The sequence below is a fragment of the Breznakiella homolactica genome, assembly GCF_016616095.2.
GTDB classification, from domain to species: domain Bacteria; phylum Spirochaetota; class Spirochaetia; order Treponematales; family Breznakiellaceae; genus Breznakiella; species Breznakiella homolactica.
The window spans coordinates 3,839,029-3,858,504 of the sequence record NZ_CP067089.2; the positions used below are offsets into that span (position 1 = coordinate 3,839,029).

Sequence of the window (19,476 nt, forward strand, 5' to 3'; positions counted from 1 at the left end):
TCGTGGAAATTATTCAGTCTGAAGAATTCGATGCGTATTGGCGCCGTTCGGGCGCCGCGCCGGACTGTGACGATGTATCCGCGGCGGTTGCTGAAATTATCAGCGCCGTCAGATCAGGCGGCGACCGGGCGGTCCGTGATTTTGCTGCCCGGTTCGACCGGTCTTCCCCGGAGACCCTCGAAGTACCTTCCGGCGCAGCCGCCGCGGCATACGATACATTGAAGCGGGAAGATCCGGACCTCATCGCGGCTCTGGAGTATGCCGGCGGCAATATCCGCCGGTTCGCCGAAGCTCAGCGTGAGCAGTTCTCCGATTTTGAGTGTGAAATATCCCCGGGAATTATTACGGGTCAGCGGATCATCCCGGTGGAACGGGCCGCCGTATACGTGCCGGCGGGCCGGTTCCCCCTGGTTTCCTCGGTACTGATGGGGGTAATTCCCGCGCTGGCCGCCGGAGCGGGGGAAGTGGTCCTCGCGTCCCCGCCCCTGGACGACGGCCTCCCGGACCGGCGTATCCTCGCCGCGGCCCACCTTGCCGGGGCCCGGAGGATCTTCGCGGCAGGCGGCGCCCAGGCCATAGCGGCCCTTGCCCTGGGAACGGAATCAATTCCCCGGGCGGACCTTATTGTGGGGCCGGGAAACAAGTATGTGGCCGCCGCGAAACGTATCCTCTTCGGCGAAGTGGGTATTGATTTTATCGCCGGCCCCACGGATGTGCTCATCATAGCCGACGGGATTTATCCCGACGGGACCGGTGCCGCCGGCGGGAGAGACCCCGCGGACCTTATCGCCGCGGACCTGATCGCCCAGGCGGAGCATGACCCGGATGCCCGGGCCCGGGCCCTGGTCCCGGACCGCGGCCTGGCGGACCGTATCGCCGCCGCTGCGGCCCGGCAGCTCGATTCGCTTCCCACCCGGGATACGGCACGGCAGTCTCTGGACGCGGGCGGACTGATTACCGTATACCCTTCAATGGATGAAGCGGTCAGAATCGCCAACATCACGGCGCCGGAACATCTGGAACTTCAGGTGCGGAATCCCGAACCCTGGATTCCTCTGCTCAGGAACTACGGTTCCCTGTTTATCGGCGCCGGAGCCGCGGAGGTGCTGGGGGATTATTCTGCGGGGATCAACCATACCCTCCCGACATCGGGGAGCGCCCGTTTTACCGGAGGTCTGTCGGTACGGCATTTCCTCAAGACCGTTACAACCCTCCGGTGTACCGGCGGCAGCGGTTATGCGGAAGCCCTGGATGCCGCTGAGGTAATCGCCCGGGCGGAATCCCTGGCGGGCCATGCCGCCAGCGCGGCCATCAGAAAAGAACCGTAAGGAGACGGACTATGCCTTCCATAGAGGATGAACTGACCATCGGATCCATTGAAAACCACCGGAGCGACCGCGAAGAAGGCGCCCTGGTATACCCGGTATACTCCCGCCGTTCCGGCGGGCTTTCCCTGGGGGTCAATCTTTTCCCCGACGCAAAGGTCTGTACCTTTGACTGTCCTTACTGCGAAGTCTTTCCCTTTGAGACGGATATTAGGTTTTCTATGGATACCGCGGAACGGGCCCTTCGGTCCGCTATCGCCCGGGCCCGGGCTCAGAATATTCCCGTAAAGGATATTTGTTTTTCCGGCAACGGGGAGCCCACGGTTTCGCCCTTTTTTATTGAAGCTTTGAACATGGCGTCCGCGGTCAGGGATGAACTGGTTCCCGAAAGCGCCCTGATTGTGATAACCAACGGGACGGGACTGCTGGATGACAGGACCTTTGCCTTTCTTGTGCGGGCCGCCGCCGGTCCGACGCGGCTCAAGGTCTGGCTTAAGCTTGACGCGGGGACCGAGGAATGGTACCAGGCTGTAGACCGTTCCGCCGTAGCGTACGGCGGACTCATAGAAAAGATCGAATCCTTTGTAAAGCAGGCCCCGGTGGTGATCCAGACCATGGTATGTTCCGTCGGCGGAAACCCTCCTTCTCCGGAGGAGGCCGCCGCCTGGGAGCGGCTGGTGGTCCGCCTGGCCCGGGCCGCTCCGGATTCCGCCGGCGGCAAAGCCGGTATTCAGAATGTTCAGATCTACGGAAAAGCCCGGCCGGCGCCGGAGGATCCCCTTGCCGCGGCTCTGCCGGAACAGTTCCTGGAATCCCGGGCCGCTTCGCTGAGAGCGGCCCTGGCATCCGCGGGATTTTCCGGTCAGGCTGTCCCGGTGGAAGTCTTTCCGTAGCTGGCGAGAAAAGGTTCCACCAGGTCGTTTTTATAGGCGCCGGTGCCGTCATAGGTAATGGACAGCACCGGGACGCCGGTCACCGATTCGATTACCGGCGCCAGGGCTTCCGTGACCAGGGAAGGGCAGCAGAACGCGGGCGATGCCTGGACAAACAGGGAAAGGTCAGGATGCTCATCCAGGATTTTCAGAATCTTCAGGGAATTGTCGAAGTTCTCCCCGGACATTTCCGGACGGATGCCGAAATGGTTGTAGGCGATCCGCCGCCGCCGGTTCCGCCAGGACCCGTCGCTTAAGGAAACCCCGGTCCGTTTTTTCAGATGTTTTTCCATCGCCGCTACCGCCGCCAGCACGGCGTTGTACGCAGCCAGTGTGGCGAAACGGCCCTCCGATACGAGACGTTCAAAAAACGAATCCACCGTTGCCTTGAGATATTCCACATAGGAAGTGGTGATTACTTCACCGCCGGCGCGCTCAATAGCCCGGATCAGGTCCTGGTTGAAAACATCGTTGTCCCGGACGTAAAAATCCCCGAATATCGCCGCCTTGGGTCTGGGCTTTCCCTCCACAGCCAAAGCCGCCATGCCCGCGCCGATATCCCGGATCAGGGGCACCACGGGTTTCCGCTTTTCCAGGACCGAAACGCATTCCTCCAGGGCTGACGCCGCAAAGGCGTCGGCGGAACCAGGAACCGTCTCATAGGGCCGGATACGGCAGACCAGTTTCCGCAGTAAACCCGCCAGGGAAAAGGCGTAATACGCGTCCATTGTCATCCGGGGGGATACATCCAGGAAGATCATATCCCCGCTGTAAACCCGCAGTTCCTCCATGCCGCTGGTCCGGCTGAAGATTCCTTCCATCTGCAGAGGGAAGAGGGGAATATTGCACGGCCAGAGGGCCCGGGCCATCCACACCGTTGTACGGCCCGGATCCAGACGGTATTTTTCAACGTAATGGAGCGCTTCCCGGGCGATGATACTTACGGGAATACACTGTCCGGTATTGTAGGTCATGGCTTCCCTGATGAGTTCCGGCTCCTCCTCCAGGGCCCGTCCGTCGATGCCGTTGCTCCTGAGGGCCGCCGACAGCAGGGCTGAGACCATGGGGTCCCAGTTGGGGAGCAGCACCGTATCCGTCCGGGGGAATTTCTGTACCCGCCGCCGCTCATCCGGGGAGGCGGCTTGCCGTGACTGTTCTCCAAAGGCCGCTGTGCCGGTCTCCCGGGAACCGAAGTGGTTCCGGAATGACCGGATGGCCGCCTCGATCCGGGTTTCATATCCCACGGCGGAATCGTGTTCGTCAAGCTGAAGGATCAGGTAGGGTTTCTTCACCTGGCCGAGAATTTTCTTGAAGCTGTCCATGGCGAACGAGTCGGGGCCGCACTTAAATGAAGTAACCAGAACGGGATAGAAATTCGGGGTGTCCCTGCAGAAATAGGCTGTCTCCACCACCTGCGCGGCGTAGTACCAGTGGTACGCCTGGAGTTCGTGTTCATGGTAATAGGCTTTTTCCAGGCTGATCATATCGTGGAAGAAGACCTTCAGCCCGTACTGGGCAAACATATCCGGTATGCCTTTGTTCATCCCCTCGCTCAGGGCGGTGTAGGGCCGCCCGGTGAGCATCACCGCGAACTCGCCGCTCTCCGGACGGACCCGCCGGAAGAGTTCCCTGAGCCGGCGGCTGTATTGATCCCGCAGCCCGGTCATGGCTTTGTACGCCGCGGCGATTTCCGAAGGCAAGGGCGCGGGACCGCCGGTTCCTTCACGGATAGCCGCGAACATTTCCCGCAGTTCATGGACCGCCTTGGAATCGTCTCCGAAGGATGAATAGATGAATGGCTTCAGTATATGGTCTCCCCGGCCGGTGGCCGCGGCAGCCAGGGTCGGTATGTACTGTGAATAATTGCAGAACAGATTCCGGTCCGCTTTTTCATAGGGAATTTCGGAAGCCGGCCGCTGTGAGGGCGCTTCGAGATATACCGGAAGAAACACGTAATCCGCGGCATCCAAAAGCCGCAGCACCTGGCCGTGGATCATGGAAACCGGTACGCAGAAATCAGCCCCGGCAACGCGCTTTCCCTCAGAGAGCAGTTTTCCCGTGTCTTTCCCCAGGACAACGGAAAATCCCAGTCTTTCAAAGAAGAATTTCCACAGATACCCGTCTTCCTGGAGGTACAGCGCCCGGGGAATCCCTATTTTTAACCGCTGGTCCGGTTTGTCCGGGGCACCGGGCTGTTTCCGGTACCGGTTTATGGCTGAATCGCTGACATGGTAGGCCGCGTTGATCAGCAGGTTTCGGGCGGACGCCGAAAAGGCGACCGCCGCGCTGCCGATCACACCGGGGAACCGCGGCTTGCCGGCTTCGGGCTTACTCCTGCCGCCGGTGTGCTGTATTGCTTCGTCCAGGCATTGTTTCCGCTCCCGCAGAAGGTCAAACCCCGAGGTATTCCTTGAAACGAATGTTTTATCCCCCTGGCCCCGGCCGCAGAGGTATCCGTATACGATTTCTTCTTCCCGGAGGGTTATGATATGGAGTTTGCACTGGTTCGCGCATCCCCGGCACTGGTCAAAACGCTGGTCTATCTGTTCCTTCCATATCCCAAGCCCTCTGAAGCCGGTGGTTTTTTCCGGTTCTTTCCGGCTGCCCAGGTGTTCAAGGACGGCCCCGATGGCGCCGGTCAGGTGGCAGTAGGGAGAAACGGAAATGTTTTTTCCAAGCCGGGTCTCAAAAGCCGCGACCAGGGTGCTGTTTTTCGCGGTGGCCCCCTGGAAGACGATCCGCCTGCCGATGGATCCCTCGGAAGCGACCTTGGTAAGGTAATTGTCGCACACCGAAAAGAGGGCCGCTGTGAGGAGTTCCTCCGTGGTATATCCGTCGTTCTGGTAGTTATTAAGATCCCGTTCCATAAACACGGTACACCGGTCGCTGGTGGCGGGCGCGGGGCAGCCCGTGGCCCTGCGGGCGTATTCATTGATGGGGACCCCCAGCTTCTGGGCCTGTTCCTCGATAAAACTCCCCGTACCGGCGGCGCAGACCGTATTCATGTGGCTGAAAACCACGGTCCCGCCGGACAGAACCGTGAATTTCGAATCCTGGCCGCCGATTTCGATGATAGTATCCGCCTCCGGGTCCAGGGCCGCCGCCGCCCGGGCATGGGCGGTTATTTCGTCGATAACCGCGTCCGCCCCGACCAGGGCCCCGATAAGTTTCCGGCCCGAACCGGTGGTCGCGCAGGAGCGCACGGATCCGGTCCAGTGTTCTTTTTTCTGAATTTCCTCCAGGGTTTCCAAAAGTCCCCGGACGGCCCGTATGGGATCACCCGCGGTGCGTGTGTACAGCCCGGCCAGGACGTTCCTGTTTCCGTCCAGAACCGCCGCTTTCGTGCTTGTGGAGCCGATATCGATACCCAGGTGGAGTTCCCGGGGGGCCGGTGTCCCCGGTATCGCGTAGCTGTCCACCTCCACCGGGTTTGCCTCACCCAGGACCGACGCTGTATGGAGGTACGATACATGGTCCGAAAAATCCGGATACGGTCCCTTGGGAGACGCCAGGGGAGGGTGGACGTAGTTCCGGGCTGTCCCGGCGCTGCCAAGAATGTCCACAGCCCGCCGGGGCCGGCCGCCGTTTTCCATAGAACTGTTTTTTGCCCGGAGCACCGCGCCGATGGCTCCGTAATAGGGGGCCAGATCGTCCTGTTCAATAGATACGCCGGCGATTTCCGACAGATATTGAATGACCCGTGGGTTCAGCGCCACGCCGCCGGCCATAAATACCGGGCCTTCCAGGATTTCCCCGGGAAAAAGGGTATCGGCGATATTGCGGGCCAGCCCCTGGCACAGTCCGTCGCATATTTCCGCTATTCCCCAGCCTTCCTGCTGGGCGTGGATAAGGTCCGTCTTGGCGAAGACCGAACACCGGCTGGCGATCCGGGGCGTCTGTCCGGAGCTTTTCTCCGCCATCCGGGCAAGTTCCGCGCTGGAACCGAGGCCGAGGCGCAGCGCCTGCTGGTCGAGAAAACTGCCCGTTCCCGCGGCGCAGGCGGAATTTGCCTTCATTTTGCGGTATGCGCCGTCTTCATTAAAAATAATCCGGGCGAATTTCTCGGAACCCACCAGCAGGATGTTCCGCACACCGGGGCGGCGGTGTTTTATTCCCTCTATAAAACAGATTGTACCTTCCGGACGGTGGCCGCAGCGGATGAAAGAGGGTGTCCCCGACGCGGCCGCTGCAAAACGGAATTCTTTATAACGGGATTTCTCCAGGAAATCCCGGATAACCGAGAGGGGATCCCCCTGGTGGTAGGCGTAATGCCGCTCCAGGATGGCGTCATCCTGATCCATGACAACGATTTTTACCGCCGCGGAGCCCGCGTCGATCCCGAGAAGGGGGTAATTTTTTTTCATAAATAATCTCCGGTAACAGATATACCCCGTCCGCGGATTTCTGTGAAGACAGCAGCGAATTTTTGTAACCTTTGGAGGGAATGGAAAAACCGTTTTGACACTTTTTGTGTGTGGTGTCAGCTAAATCTCCAATATATTTTTTCGCCGCAAACCGAAGCGTTTTAGTAATTATTTGAATAATAAACAGTTAGATTTTCTTTTTCTGCTGTAATTATGTTTAAATTTATATAAAAAAACTTGACACTTTTTATCGAGCAAAGCTATACTGGAGTCAAAAGATAAAGAGGATAAGGGTAATCGTAGATTGCTTCCCTCTTGTCATTCCTAGGAGGATTCTTAAATGAAGAAAGCTCTGGTTGTTCTTTTGATCCTTGCGGTAGCGGGGGGGGTATTTGCCCAGGAACTGAAGTTTACCGGTTACGTAAATACCGGTCTTGGCCTTGTGATTCCTGGCGAAGACGATGCAGATCCCTACCTGACCGCCTACGGCCAGGATGCCGAGCAGTTTAACTATCGGTTCCAGCTGAATGGTTTCTTCACCAATTCAGCGGGTAACGCTGGTCTCAGCTTCCGCCTGCGCGCGCAGGGTAACCGCACACCCTTTATGCATTGGGCGTACGGCTGGTACACAGGTTTTGACGGTATGATCACCGTGAAAGCCGGTAGTGTCGACGACGGCACCTATAACACCATGGGTTACGTAATCGACGGTGACGTTGACGAAGGCATTGGTGCTTTGGTTAACGTTTCCCCCATCGACGGACTCAGCCTCGGCGTTGGTGCTTACGTTGGTAAAAATGATGCCAGCGGTTCCCTGCAGCGGGAACTTGATGATGCCAAATATACCTTTGGTATCGCGTACGATATGCCCGACCTCTTCAAAGTGGCCGTAGGCTACCGGACCAAGAGCGCCTTTGATACCGCCCGCCTCCGCGCTGGTGTGAATATCAAGGTTCTTCCGGAACTGACCGCTGTTATCGAAGTTGAAGCCGATAACCTCGACGGTGACTTCGGCGATTTCGGTACTTTCACCATCGCTCAGACCCTCGCCTACAAAATCGGCGACATCACGGTCGGTGTTAACCTCGGTGAATACCTCTCCATGGAAGAAGACACTGATTTCTCCTTTATGGCGAATCCCTGGGTGTCCTACGCCATCGGCAGCATCGTTCCCCGGCTCGACTTTGTGTACTTCCTGAACGGCTATGCTGACCTGGTTACCGATTCTTCTGATCCCGAATATGGTAACTGGACCGGTAAATTCCACCGGAAAGCCTATATGCCCACTTACACCGAAGATTATGCCTTCATGAGCATCCGGCCTTCAGTAGCCTTCATGCTGAACAACACCACCATTGAAGTTGGTTACATGTTCAACATGCTCACCGAACCCGATGGTATCGATTACGACAACAATCAGAATATCATCTATGTTGACTTCAAATGGAGCTTCTAATCTGAGGATTTCATGATGAAGCAAACCGGTCCCTTTGGGGACCGGTTTTTTTTTATGATGTCCTAACCGGTGTCCCTACTGGGCCAGCCCGCTCCGGCGGATGATTTATGTTCCCCGCGGGGCCGGACATACGGACAAAAAAAGCCCGGGCAGCCCCGGGCATACAATCACTGCTGCTGTTTTATTATTTCGCTACATCCACGGATACATTCTCTTCCTTCGGCGGCATCGGGATCAGCATGCTCACATTTTTCTGGTATTCCGCGTATTCCGGGCGTTTGCCCAGCATGTGTTTTTCCATCATGGGAATGCTGATAAAGTAGAAAAGGAAGACGATGAGCGCCAGGCCGAGGATCCCCCAGATATTGAAATTCTGGAGCCCCGCGGCGGCCAGGCCGACCCAGATCAGGATTTCCCCGAAATAGTTCGGATGGCGGGAGTATTTCCAGAGGCCGCGGTTGATATACGGCGCCGGATTGGCCTCCTTTTTGTACGCCTTCATCTGGATATCCCCGAGGGCCTCAAAAAAGGTGCCGATCAGGATAATGATCCCGCCTATGGCCGGGAACAGAGGGGCGGGATTCAGTATATTCATCAGATTCCAGTAGGGAAGGGTCCCGAAGAATACGAGACAGGTGGGCATGTACATGACCCCGAGGAACATAACCAGCTGGGCGGTTTTGGGGTTGTCCCGTTTTAAATCCGTATAACGCCAGTCCTGCCAGTCGAGGTTTTCGAAGCCGACCGCCCAGTTGACGGTCAGCCGCACGGCCCATATCAGCAGGGGCAAAAGCACCAGCAGGTGCGCCGGCCGGAGGGTAATCCCGTATACCAGGTAAAAACCCAGGATAATAAAGGGCGGCTGAACGCTCCAGTAGGGATCGTATACACTGGCGTTCCCGAAGGGAAGGCTGAAGAGGAATACGATCACCGTCGCGATGGTTGTCGCGACGAACATATTGAGGATCGGGTTTAAATAACCCGAAAAAAAGTACAGAGCCGCGCCGCCCGCTCCGTAGGATACCGCGTACACCAGCAGGATGAGCAGCAGCGAAACCCATTTGTTTTTCATTTTTTACTCCTTCATTATAGTGATTCTTTGGATTATACCTGGGAGAGTCGTATGGTCAAGTAAATTTACCGCATTATTGTTGCAGGTTTCTGAAAAAGAGCGCGGAAAATCCCGGAAGAAATCTATTGACAATCCTGATTCAACCGGCTATATTCTACCGTACATTCCCCTGTAGCTCAGCTGGCAGAGCAAGTGGCTGTTAACCACTGGGTCTGGTGTTCAAATCACCACGGGGGAGCGAAATGATCCGCTTTACGGCGGATCATTTTTTTGCACTGCCAAAACGATTGTAATTGTTTTCCGGCTCAATTAACCGTAAATTTTCAATATGACTCCGGCCTGCTCCTGTCTTATTGATGAGCTTTCTTATATAGTATTAAACAGTTTAGCCGGGTATTTTATTTACGGGTCCGGTTTATTGCCCGCGGCTTGCAGCGGGATTGCTGATTCCCCGGAAGCCGGAACAGGAGAACCAGAGATAATGAGTTACGTTGAATTCCGCGATGTACGGAAATCCTATAAAATGGGAGAAAATACCATTGTCGCGGCGGATAATATCAGTTTTTCCATAGATAAAAGCGAATTCTGTGTAATCGTCGGACCCAGCGGCGCCGGCAAGACCACGGTTCTCAATATGCTCGGCGGCATGGATTCCTGTGACAGCGGGATAATCCGGCTGGATACCCGGGAGATCAGCAGCCTTTCGGAGAAACAGCTCACCGAATACCGGCGCCATGACGTGGGTTTTGTCTTTCAGTTTTATAATCTCATTCCCAATTTAACCGCCCTGGAAAATGTTGAGCTGGCGTCGGAAATCTGCGTGGATCCCTATGATCCCCGGGAGACCCTGATTTCCGTGGGCCTCGCGGAACGGATGGGCAATTTTCCCGCCCAGCTTTCCGGCGGGGAGCAGCAGCGGGTTTCCATTGCCCGGGCCCTGGCAAAAAACCCCAAGATTCTGCTCTGTGATGAGCCCACGGGCGCCCTGGACTACGCCACCGGCAAACATATCCTTACCCTGCTTCAGGACAGCTGCCGGCGGACCGGTAAAACCGTGATTGTCATAACCCACAATCTCGCCATTGCCGGTATGGCCGACCGGGTGATTCATGTAAAAAACGGACAGGTTGTTAAAATGGAACAGAACAGCGATCCTCTCCCCGTGGAAAGGATCGAATGGTAAGATGAAGCGCCCCCATTCTTTCGGAAAAACCTACATTAAAACCATACTCCGGGAGATAAAAGGAAGTTTCGGCCGTTTTGTCGCTATTTTTGCCATTGTCGCCCTTGGTGTCGGATTCCTGGCGGGGCTTCTTGCAACTACTCCCGATATGAAACTGTCCGTGGGCCGCTATTACAGTGAAACGAATATGATGGATATATTCGTTAAGGCTACCATGGGCCTGACCGGAGCGGATACCGCCGCCGTGGAGGCGCTGGATGAGGTCGCCGCGGTGATGCCTGCCTACGTTACCGACGCTCTGGTCAGGACGAGCCACGAAGAAGTCCTGGTGACCCGGATTTACGGACTGCCCCTGGAAAAGCTCGAAAGCGGGGCTTTCGTCGGCCGGGTGGAACTCATCGAAGGCCGGATGCCCCGGTCCCCGGACGAGTGTCTGGTTCAGCAGAACGGTACATACCTTGCAAAGATTGATCCGGGATCGCGTTTGGTGATTCTGCCGGAAAACGCCGGCAATCTCGGCGCCGGGGATATCGGCGATGTTTACGGTTTTACCGAATTTACCGTCACCGGTATTGTCAAAAATCCCCTGTATTTTTCGAATGAACGGGAACCGAGCGGCCTTGGCAACGGCCGTCTCGGCGCGGTCATGTATATTGATGAGAATTCATACGCCCTTTCGGCCTACACCGATTTTTATATTACCCTCGCGGACAGCGCGGATTATCCGGCGTTTTCCCCGGAGTATGAGGAATTCGCCGAAGCGGCGGCGGATACGATTTCCCTTCTGGGGAAAGAACGGTCCCTTCTGCGGCGGGAAGAGATCGTCGATGCGGGTAAAACCCTTGATGAAGCCCGGGAGGAATACCTGACCGCAAAACAGGATGCCGAGCGGGAACTCGCGGATGCCCGGAAAAAACTCGATGACGGCAGAAGTGATATAGCCGGCGGGGAAGCGGAACTGGCGGATGCGGAAGCCAAAGTCGCCGAGGGAGAGGAAACCCTGGCCGGGGAGCGCAGCTCCTTCGAACGGCAGATCCGGGAAAACGAAGAGGCCCTCCGGAAGGGTGAGGCCGAAATCGCCGCGGCCAAACGCCAGCTCGCGGAGGCAAAAGCCGCCATTGACGCGGCCGCGCCGGATATCGCCCGCGCCAGAGCCGCCCGGTGGCTGCCGGCAAAGGCCCGCGCCCAGCTTGAAGAATACGACAAAGGCGTGGCCGAGTACGAGCAGGGCATGGCCACGGTTGCCGAAAAGGACGCGGAAATCCGTGACGGCTGGCGGCAGCTGGCGGAGGGCCGGAGAACCGCCGCCGCAGAATTCGCAAAAGCCGAATCGGAACTCGAAACGGCCCGGGCGGATATTGCCGCCGGCCGGCTGGATATTGAACAGGCGAAACTTGACCTGGCGGACGGCGAATCCCAATACCGCAGTGCCGCCGCCGATGCCGCCGAAAAACTCGCCGATGCGGAGGCCCAGCTCGCGGACGCGGAAAATGAAATCGCCGGCATCGATACCCCCGAATGGTACGTCCTCGACCGGAATGCCAATGTAAGCTACGTAACTTACAAAGCCAATGCCGAGAAAATCGCCGACGTGGCGACGGTTTTCCCGCTGTTTTTTCTTCTGGTGGCGGGCCTCGTGGCGCTGACCACCATGACCCGGATGGTGGAGGAAGAACGCCTGCAAATCGGAACCCTCAAGGCAATCGGATACCGGAAGCGGATAATTTCGATTAAATACCTCGTTTACTGCGGCCTGACCAGTGTTTTAGGGTGCATTGCCGGAATGGTATCGGGATTTCAGGTGATTCCGCTTATCATATACAACGCCTTTTCGACCATGTATTTTCTTCCGCCCCTGGTGACGGCTTTTAACTGGACCTTCGGTCTTATTGCCTGCGGGATTATTCTGGTCTGTACCATGGGCGCGACGGTTTCCGCTTCCTACAGATCTCTCCGGGAAAAACCTGCCGCCCTTATGCTTCCCCGGACTCCCAAGGCGGGAAAGCGGATTTTCCTCGAATACCTGCCTTTCATATGGAACCATATGAAGTTTACCTATAAATCCACCGCTCGGAATCTCATCCGGTATAAGAAACATTTTTTTATGACCGTTATCGGAATCGGCGGCTGCACCGCCCTCATGGTAACCGGTTTCGGGCTCCGGGATTCGATGACCGATATTGCCAGGACCCAGTTCGAGCGTATTCTCATATACGATCTCAGGATTGAATTGGGGGAAGACGAAGCCTTTGATCCGGTGCTGGTCAATTTTCTGGCGTCAGTGTCCGGTGACGGAGCCGGCGGCACGGCCCGGCATTACACGGAACTGCACAGTGAAGCCGGGTACGCCCTGAGCGGCGGCAGGGGCCGGGAGAGCGCCACTATTCTCATCCCGGAACATCCCGATGAGCTCAATGGCTATATCAGCCTCCGGGAGCGGAAAAGCGGCAGCCCTATAGTGTTCACCGGATCTTCCGTGGTGGTTACCGAGAAAATGGCCGAATCCCTGGGGCTTAAGGTCGGTGATTCCTTTGCCGTCGAAAATTCCGACGGCAGAACGGCCCGGTTCGTGCTTTCGGGAATCACCGAAAATTACGTGGGGAGCTATATTTACCTCAATCCCGCGGCGTATTCCGATGCCTTCAGAAAGGAAATTTCCTACCAGACCCTCTTTGTGCGCACCGGTATCACCGGCGCCGCCGCGCAGGACGAGGCTCTCGCCGATGTTCTGTCCAGTTCGTCGGTGGCAAGCGCGGAATTTACCTCCCAGCTGCAGCAGACATACAATAACCTGCTCGGCAGTATCGGTTTTGTGGTGCTTATCCTTATTTTTGCCGCCGGCGGTTTGGCGATAATCGTTCTCTACAACCTTACCAATATCAATATCAATGAACGCCGCAGGGAGCTGGCCACCCTCCGGGTTCTGGGGTACCACCACGGCGAAGTGGCCGGCTATATATTCCGGGAAATTACTATCCTCAGCATGGTCGGCGCCGCCGTGGGACTGCTCCTCGGTATTCCGCTGCACCGGTTCGTCATTGGTGTCGCCGAAAACGTCGACCTCATGTTCGGCAGAACCATAACGCCCTTGAGTTTTTTCCTCTCCGCCGCGGCTACCATGGTTTTCTCCGTCGGAGTGGATCTGCTGATGCTGAAAAAACTCAGGTCCATAGAAATGGTCGATTCCATGAAAGCCGCCGAGTAGGATCCGCCGCAGTTTTCCGAATTACTTGTATATCCATAACCTTTCTTTTTCCTCCCGTAGAAATGATAAATTTATCAAAAATAATAAATTTGACTTATTAGATTCACGGGAATACGATAAATCTACCATAACTGGGATATTTACCATTCAGGTGGTGGAAATGGGAAGGATTATTCCTGACAAGCAGACGTTATTTAAAGTAGCTGACCTGTACTACAACGCAGGTCTGACCCTCAGCGGAATTGCGAAACGTCTCGGCATTGGAACCATGACCGTTTCCCGGCTTTTGACAAAAGCCCGGGAAGTCGGGATCGTGCAGATTATTGTCAACAAACCAATCGAAAGCTGTCCCGAACAGGAACTGGCCCTTAAAAAAAAGTACGGATTGAAGCATGCCCTGGTGATCAGGCTTTCCGGCGAACTGGACGCGGTCATACAGATTGCCCAGGCGGCGGCATTCCACCTTGACCAGATCCTCAAGGAGGACCTCGTTGTTGGTATCGGTATCGGAGGGACGACCGCGGCGCTGGTGGAGCAGCTTCCTGTCCGGACCATACCGGGTCTCCAGATTATCCAGCTTCTTGGCGGATTTGAAACCACCGGTTTTTTCAACTCCTACGATATTCTTCAGAACATAAGCAGCAAGCTGGGCGCCACCGGTACCTATTTCCACGCTCCGGTATACGCCAAGGATGGTATTACCAGGGATATTCTGTACAAGGAGTTTTTCGCCCATTCAAAACTCCACAACCTGCTGGCGCGGTGCAATGTTGCCGTACTGGGGATTGGTGTCGCCGACCGCAACTCCATTTACGTAAAAAGCGGCTTTATCCGGCCGGATGAGATGGATGAGATCACCGCGGCAGGCGGGGTCGGGGATGTTCTGGGGCAGTTCTTTGATGCCCGGGGAAACCTGGTAAATCACCCCATCAACCAGCGGTCTCTGGCGGTCCCCGCAGGGGAACTCAGCAAAATCGATGATGTAATTCTGCTGAGTGCGGGCCCGGCTAAGATTCCGGTCCTTACCGCGGCGCTGAAAATGAATTTCATTTCAACCATTATTACCGATTCAAATTCCGCGGCCGCCCTGCTGGAGGAACCCGCGCACCGGGGAGGTGCTGCCGCGAAAATACGATAATACCCGATTATTCGGATAATTTGTTTGTGACCAAAGGAGGTGACTATGATGAAGAAACGGTTTTTTTTATTCGTAGCTTTGGTGGTGTTGTTCTGTAATTCCTATGCTGCATTTGGCCAAGCTGCCGGGAGGGAAACTGTTATCAGGCTCCTGGTAAGTGCCGGGGGAAGCGGCAGGGCGTTCCAGGGGGGCGTTAATCAGTTCAATGAACAGTTCAAAGGCCGGTACCGCGTGGAAGTCGATACCATCGCTTTTGAATCGCTGCTGGACAAGGCGATGACCCAGTTTATCGCGAGGAACGCGTCCTACGATGTTATCGGGATCAACAGTTCCTGGCAGAACCGGGTGGCGCGGTTTTTGGAACCCCTTGATTCGTATATCCGTCAGGGGAATGTCGATGTAAATACCCTTTACGGATCGGCTTTGATGGAATCCTTCAAGTATGAAAGCAAGGTAATCGGACTGCCCATACGGATAGGAACGGATGTTCTGTTCTACCGCAAGGATCTGCTGCAGGAAGCCGGTCTGGAAGTTCCCCAAACCCTGGATCAGCTGCGGGATGCCGCGCGCAAACTGACCATTGGCCCGGAACGGAACCGGGAACGGTACGGCCTTTCCTTTACGGCCCAGTCGCCCTACTGGACCACAACGAATCTGGCTGATTTCCTTTTTATGTTCGGTGTGTACTTCCTTGATGAAAATGGAACCCAGGCTAATCCCGCTCTTCGGGGCCCGGTAACCGTAAAAATCCTAAACTTTATCAAATCCCTGCATGACGAACGGCTTATTCCCAATCCCCTGGAATGGACCTACGACGATAATATCGTCGCGCTCCAGCAGGGCAAGCTTGCCATGGCCTACGATGACTATATGCGGGGACCGCTGCTGGAGAATCCCGATGTATCCACCGTAGCCGGCAGAATGGCGTATTCCATGATGCCCAATGCCAAGGAAGGCCCCAATGAACCCCGGGCCCGGGGCGGATGGTGGATTCTGGGGGTTGATAAAAACTCCCGGAACAAACAGGCGGCGTTTGAGCTCGTTAAATTCCTGACCAGCTATGAAACGCAGCGGTATATGGCGGTCAATTGGGCGAATGGGCCGACCGTCCTAAGCATGCTCACCCTGCCCGAATTCGTAAAAGCCAATCCCGCCGCCGGCGCGGCCCACCAGAACCTCTCGACCCTGGGACTCCGGGATCCTATTCCGGTGGCGCAGCGGCCCAATATCGAAAAGGTCGTCCATGATGAATTCCACCTTTTCATTCTGGGCAGAAAATCGGCTCAGGATGCGGCTAATGCCATGTACAACGGGATAAATCAGCTGCTGCGGTAATTGTATTGAATCTTCCGGCCGGAAAATATCCGGCCGGATTATACGTAACATAGGATGGTATTATGGTACAAACACGGAAACTGTCCTCCGGTATATACAAGCGTATATACCCGTATTTTTGGTTCACCCCTCTGATTCTGATCCTGGGATTTACGATTCTGTATCCTTGGATATGGAGCCTCGGCCTCAGTTTTACCAAGTGGAATTTGTCGGAAGGGGATACTCCTGTTTTTATCGGTCTGAGAAATTATATCAATGTATTAACGGAACCGCTCTTTCTGCTTTCCCTGCGTCAGACCGCCTTGTTTATGGTAATAACCGTACCGGCCCAACTGCTGATCGGATTCGGTACGGCGCTGCTGCTCAATCAGAACGTCAAAGGCCGCGGCCTGTTCCTGTCGTGCATAATGCTTCCTTTTATGCTGACCCCCTCAATCGTCGGCCTGATCTGGAAGATCTTACTCTCCGGGCAGTGGGGTGTCTTCAATTATTTTCTCAGCCTAGTCGGAATATACAATGTGGGCTGGCTTTCAAATCCCGACCTTTCAATGCTGACTATATCAATCATCGATGTCTGGCAGCACGCGCCCTGGGTTATGCTTGTCCTGTTCGCCGGTCTCCAGGCAATACCCAAGGAAATGTATGAAGCGGCGGAAATTGACGGAGCCGGATACTGGCAATCCTTCCGGTACGTTACCATTCCGTTTTTAAGCAATCTCATCGGTATTGTCGTTTTGTTCCGGCTGATGTTTGCTCTCCGGAGCTTTGATGTGATTTATACCCTGTTCCGTTCCGGCGGGCCCGCCAATGCGGCGATGGTGCTCGGTGTCTATCTGTACGAGCAGTTCAGGCTAACCTGGGAAATCGGAAAATCCTCGGCAACGTCCTACATTATCCTTATCCTTACCCTTCTGTTCAGTGTGCCGCTTATAATCCGCATGTACCGGGAAAAAAAGGAAAAAATATGAAAGCTCCGAGTCTGATTCCCCGTTTTGTGAAACGGTCAATCTTATACTGTACGTTAATTCTCGTTTTAACCGCGGCGATATTCCCGATAGTCTGGGTTGTACTCACGTCAATTAAACCGCCGGCGTATACCTTCGCGATTCCTCCGAAATGGGTCTTTACTCCAACGTTTGAAAGCTACCGGCAGCTGTTTCTCGATGGCTTCGCCGCTCTTGGTGTTGATATCTGGCTCAATATGTCCAACAGCATCATTATTGGAGTTACCAGTACTGCAGCGACAGTTGTTATTTCCTGCTATGCCGCGTACGGTTTGTCCCGTTTCCGGTTTCCCGGCCGCAATGCCATGGGGCTGCTCATCATAGCGACCCGGATGCTGCCGCCGGTAGGAACCATGATTCCTTTTTTTCTGCTTATCAATTCTCTCGGCCTGCTTGATACACGGACCGCGCTGATTCTGGCGTATACGGGACTCAATATCCCCTTTGCCACCTGGATGCTCCGCGGTTTCTTTGATGAAGTTCCGAAGGAACTCGATGAGGCAGCGATGGTGGATGGCTGCAACCGGAACAGAATGCTCTGGCAGATCATCCTTCCTTTGATCGCGCCGGGACTGGCCGCGACAGCGGTATTTTCATTCCTGCTTTCTTGGAATGATTTTGCCCTAGCCCTGGTACTTACCAGCAGGAACGCGAAGACCCTGCCGCTGATCGTAACATCCTTTATTACGGATGAGGGAATTTCCTGGGGGCCCATGAGCGCGGCGGCCACGGTGGTCTTGATTCCCCCGATAATACTCATGCTCCTCACCCAGAAACACATCGCCAAAGGGCTGACCATGGGTGCGGTAAAGGGCTGAGAATCCATTAACCGGTACCATCGTTTACCGGATTCCAATAGCGCCAGAAGGAGGCAGTGCAATGCTTAGAAGAAAGATTGACTTGTCAATCAGAGTAACCGCGAAGAATTATTATCAGCGGACGTTTCCGCCCCGGTTTCCCGATTTTGAGATAACCGGCCCGGAACGGGGCCGAGTGGTAATGCAGAATACCTGCCGGCTTGAACCGTACCATCTCGACGGCCATCCCGACGAAGTCTATATGGACATTATTATGGGTCACAGTACGCCCCATACCCATGTGGATGTGTTTATGCACGATTGGTACACAATGTTTGAGGATATCCCGCGGGAATCAAGATGGGTACAGCGGGATGTTTCCCAGCTTCCGACCCAGGAAATTATCGGAGAGGCCTCAATCATTGACATTTCCGACGTGCCCGCGGGGTCGCCCATTTCCCTGGGATTTTTTAAATCCCGGGCACAGCACATCCAGCGGGGGGATATGGTTTTCGTTAAGACCGGCCATGCCCAGCGGTATGAAGAAGCCAAAAAGACGGGAAAAACCCATCTCGATCTTTCAGTTATTACCCCGGAAATCGTGGAATGGCTGGCGGATGAGAAAAAAATGCGGGTATACGGCCACGACGCGGTGATCAACGGCAATTTCAAATACTGGATGAAAAGCGAACAGGTATGTTACCGCAAAGGGGTCCTTATGATCGACCGGATGGCCCATCTGGACCGGGTAGAAGGGGGGACCCGGGTATTCGCCAATGTCGGTATCTGCCTTAAAATGGCCGATGTCGACGACAGTCCCGCCCGGGTTACCGTGCTCCTGGGCTTGGATAATCTCGCGGAACAGAAGGCCGTTGACCTCTACGATCCGGTATTGATATCCGCCAGCGAAGTTGAATCGGGGTATCCCTTTGAACGTTCCGAACCCTTTGAGCTCAAAGGCGACGTTATGAAACGCCTGCGGATCAAAAACTTCCATGTTCCCATGGCAGAATACGATATGGAAGAAGACGGCTGGTGCGGATTCAAAGCTTTTTCCAATCATGTGGGTACCCATATTGTTATCCCCAGCCTTCCCATGGCGGGCCGTGAAATCCCGGCGGATAAACGATGGAACCTCTCCTGCGCGGATTCGAATAAACTTTTCGGGAGTACCTGTGTGGTCAATGCCTGGGCGGTGGGCCCGCGGCAGAATGTTACGGCAAAGATCCTGGAAAAATACGCATCCCACATCCGGGCAGGGGACATTGTTGTCCTCAGAACCGGGTTTACCGATGATTACTACCTTCGGGAAGATTTCCTTACGTATACCCCGGGCTTTGCGAAGGATGCCGTACAATGGCTCATTGACAAGGGCATAAAGATGCTTGTCACGGATACGGCTTCAATAGAACCCGCTCCCTATGCCGGCAGTCCTGTGGCAAAGGAAAACACCTGGGCTCTGTTCAGCAACGGAATTCCCGCGGTGCTCTGCGCCGCCGATATGTGGCGGCTCCAGCATCCCCGCTCACTGGCTTTTGTATCTCCCATGGCTCTTGCCGGATTGAACGCGTCCCCGTGCCGGGTTCTTATTATTGAAGAATACAAATAGAAACCCAAGATCAAGGGGGAACCGGTCCGGCCGATGGGACTTCCGGTTCCCTCTTT

The 19,476-nt window shown here is 55.4% G+C and carries 12 protein-coding genes and 1 tRNA gene; 11 read left to right on the forward strand and 2 right to left on the reverse strand.

What is annotated here, in order from left to right; all coding sequences use genetic code 11:
- Positions 1-2: 2 nt before the first annotated feature.
- Both hisD and JFL75_RS17285 read left to right on the forward strand, forming a co-directional pair.
- Positions 3-1,328 carry a histidinol dehydrogenase gene (hisD, locus tag JFL75_RS17280; protein ID WP_215627921.1) on the forward strand — a complete coding sequence of 442 codons (1,326 nt, stop codon included), beginning with the start codon at positions 3-5 and terminating at the stop codon, positions 1,326-1,328.
- An 11-nt stretch (positions 1,329-1,339) separates the two neighbouring features.
- Positions 1,340-2,218 carry a radical SAM protein gene (locus JFL75_RS17285; protein WP_215627922.1) on the forward strand — a complete coding sequence of 293 codons (879 nt, stop codon included), beginning with the start codon at positions 1,340-1,342 and terminating at the stop codon, positions 2,216-2,218.
- Here JFL75_RS17285 and JFL75_RS17290 read toward each other — a convergent pair.
- Positions 2,188-6,621 (reverse strand): BadF/BadG/BcrA/BcrD ATPase family protein, encoded by a 4,434-nt coding sequence (locus JFL75_RS17290; RefSeq protein ID WP_215627923.1) that lies wholly within the window; start codon positions 6,619-6,621, stop codon positions 2,188-2,190. The two genes, JFL75_RS17285 and JFL75_RS17290, sit on opposite strands and share 31 nt — an antisense overlap.
- A 340-nt stretch (positions 6,622-6,961) precedes the next feature.
- Between JFL75_RS17290 and JFL75_RS17295 the strand changes: the two genes are divergently transcribed.
- Positions 6,962-8,077, forward strand: coding sequence for a hypothetical protein (locus JFL75_RS17295; protein ID WP_215627924.1), 1,116 nt, complete (start codon positions 6,962-6,964; stop codon positions 8,075-8,077).
- A 184-nt stretch (positions 8,078-8,261) separates the two neighbouring features.
- Here the strand turns inward: JFL75_RS17295 and JFL75_RS17300 are convergent, their stop codons facing one another.
- Complete coding sequence (locus JFL75_RS17300) at positions 8,262-9,149, reverse strand: DUF1295 domain-containing protein (protein ID WP_215627925.1); 888 nt, start codon at positions 9,147-9,149, stop codon at positions 8,262-8,264.
- Positions 9,150-9,314: 165 nt separating this feature from the next.
- Between JFL75_RS17300 and JFL75_RS17305 the strand changes: the two genes are divergently transcribed.
- The 8 genes from JFL75_RS17305 to JFL75_RS17340 all read left to right on the forward strand — a co-directional run bounded on the left by JFL75_RS17305 (position 9,315) and on the right by JFL75_RS17340 (position 19,420).
- Positions 9,315-9,387, forward strand: a tRNA-Asn gene (locus JFL75_RS17305).
- Between the two features lie 243 nt (positions 9,388-9,630).
- A complete protein-coding gene (locus JFL75_RS17310; RefSeq protein WP_215627926.1) occupies positions 9,631-10,332 on the forward strand; it encodes an ABC transporter ATP-binding protein in 702 nt (233 codons plus the stop codon).
- Position 10,333: 1 nt separating this feature from the next.
- Positions 10,334-13,537 carry an ABC transporter permease gene (locus JFL75_RS17315; protein ID WP_215627927.1) on the forward strand — a complete coding sequence of 1,068 codons (3,204 nt, stop codon included), beginning with the start codon at positions 10,334-10,336 and terminating at the stop codon, positions 13,535-13,537.
- A 160-nt stretch (positions 13,538-13,697) separates the two neighbouring features.
- On the forward strand, positions 13,698-14,675 hold the full coding sequence (locus JFL75_RS17320; RefSeq protein ID WP_215627928.1) for a sugar-binding transcriptional regulator: 978 nt from the start codon (positions 13,698-13,700) through the stop codon (positions 14,673-14,675).
- Between the two features lie 45 nt (positions 14,676-14,720).
- A complete protein-coding gene (locus JFL75_RS17325; protein WP_215627929.1) occupies positions 14,721-16,010 on the forward strand; it encodes an ABC transporter substrate-binding protein in 1,290 nt (429 codons plus the stop codon).
- A gap of 62 nt (positions 16,011-16,072) precedes the next feature.
- Positions 16,073-16,978: a carbohydrate ABC transporter permease gene (locus tag JFL75_RS17330; protein ID WP_215627930.1), complete on the forward strand. Its 906-nt coding sequence runs from the start codon at positions 16,073-16,075 to the stop codon at positions 16,976-16,978.
- The gene (locus JFL75_RS17335) at positions 16,975-17,832 is read left to right on the forward strand and encodes a carbohydrate ABC transporter permease (protein WP_215627931.1); all 858 of its coding nucleotides are present in this window, start codon (positions 16,975-16,977) and stop codon (positions 17,830-17,832) included. Before JFL75_RS17330 ends, JFL75_RS17335 begins: the two co-directional genes overlap by 4 nt.
- A 61-nt stretch (positions 17,833-17,893) precedes the next feature.
- Entirely contained in the window at positions 17,894-19,420 is a 1,527-nt protein-coding gene (locus tag JFL75_RS17340) for a cyclase family protein (RefSeq protein ID WP_215627932.1), read from the forward strand.
- The last annotated feature ends 56 nt before the right edge of the window (positions 19,421-19,476 follow it).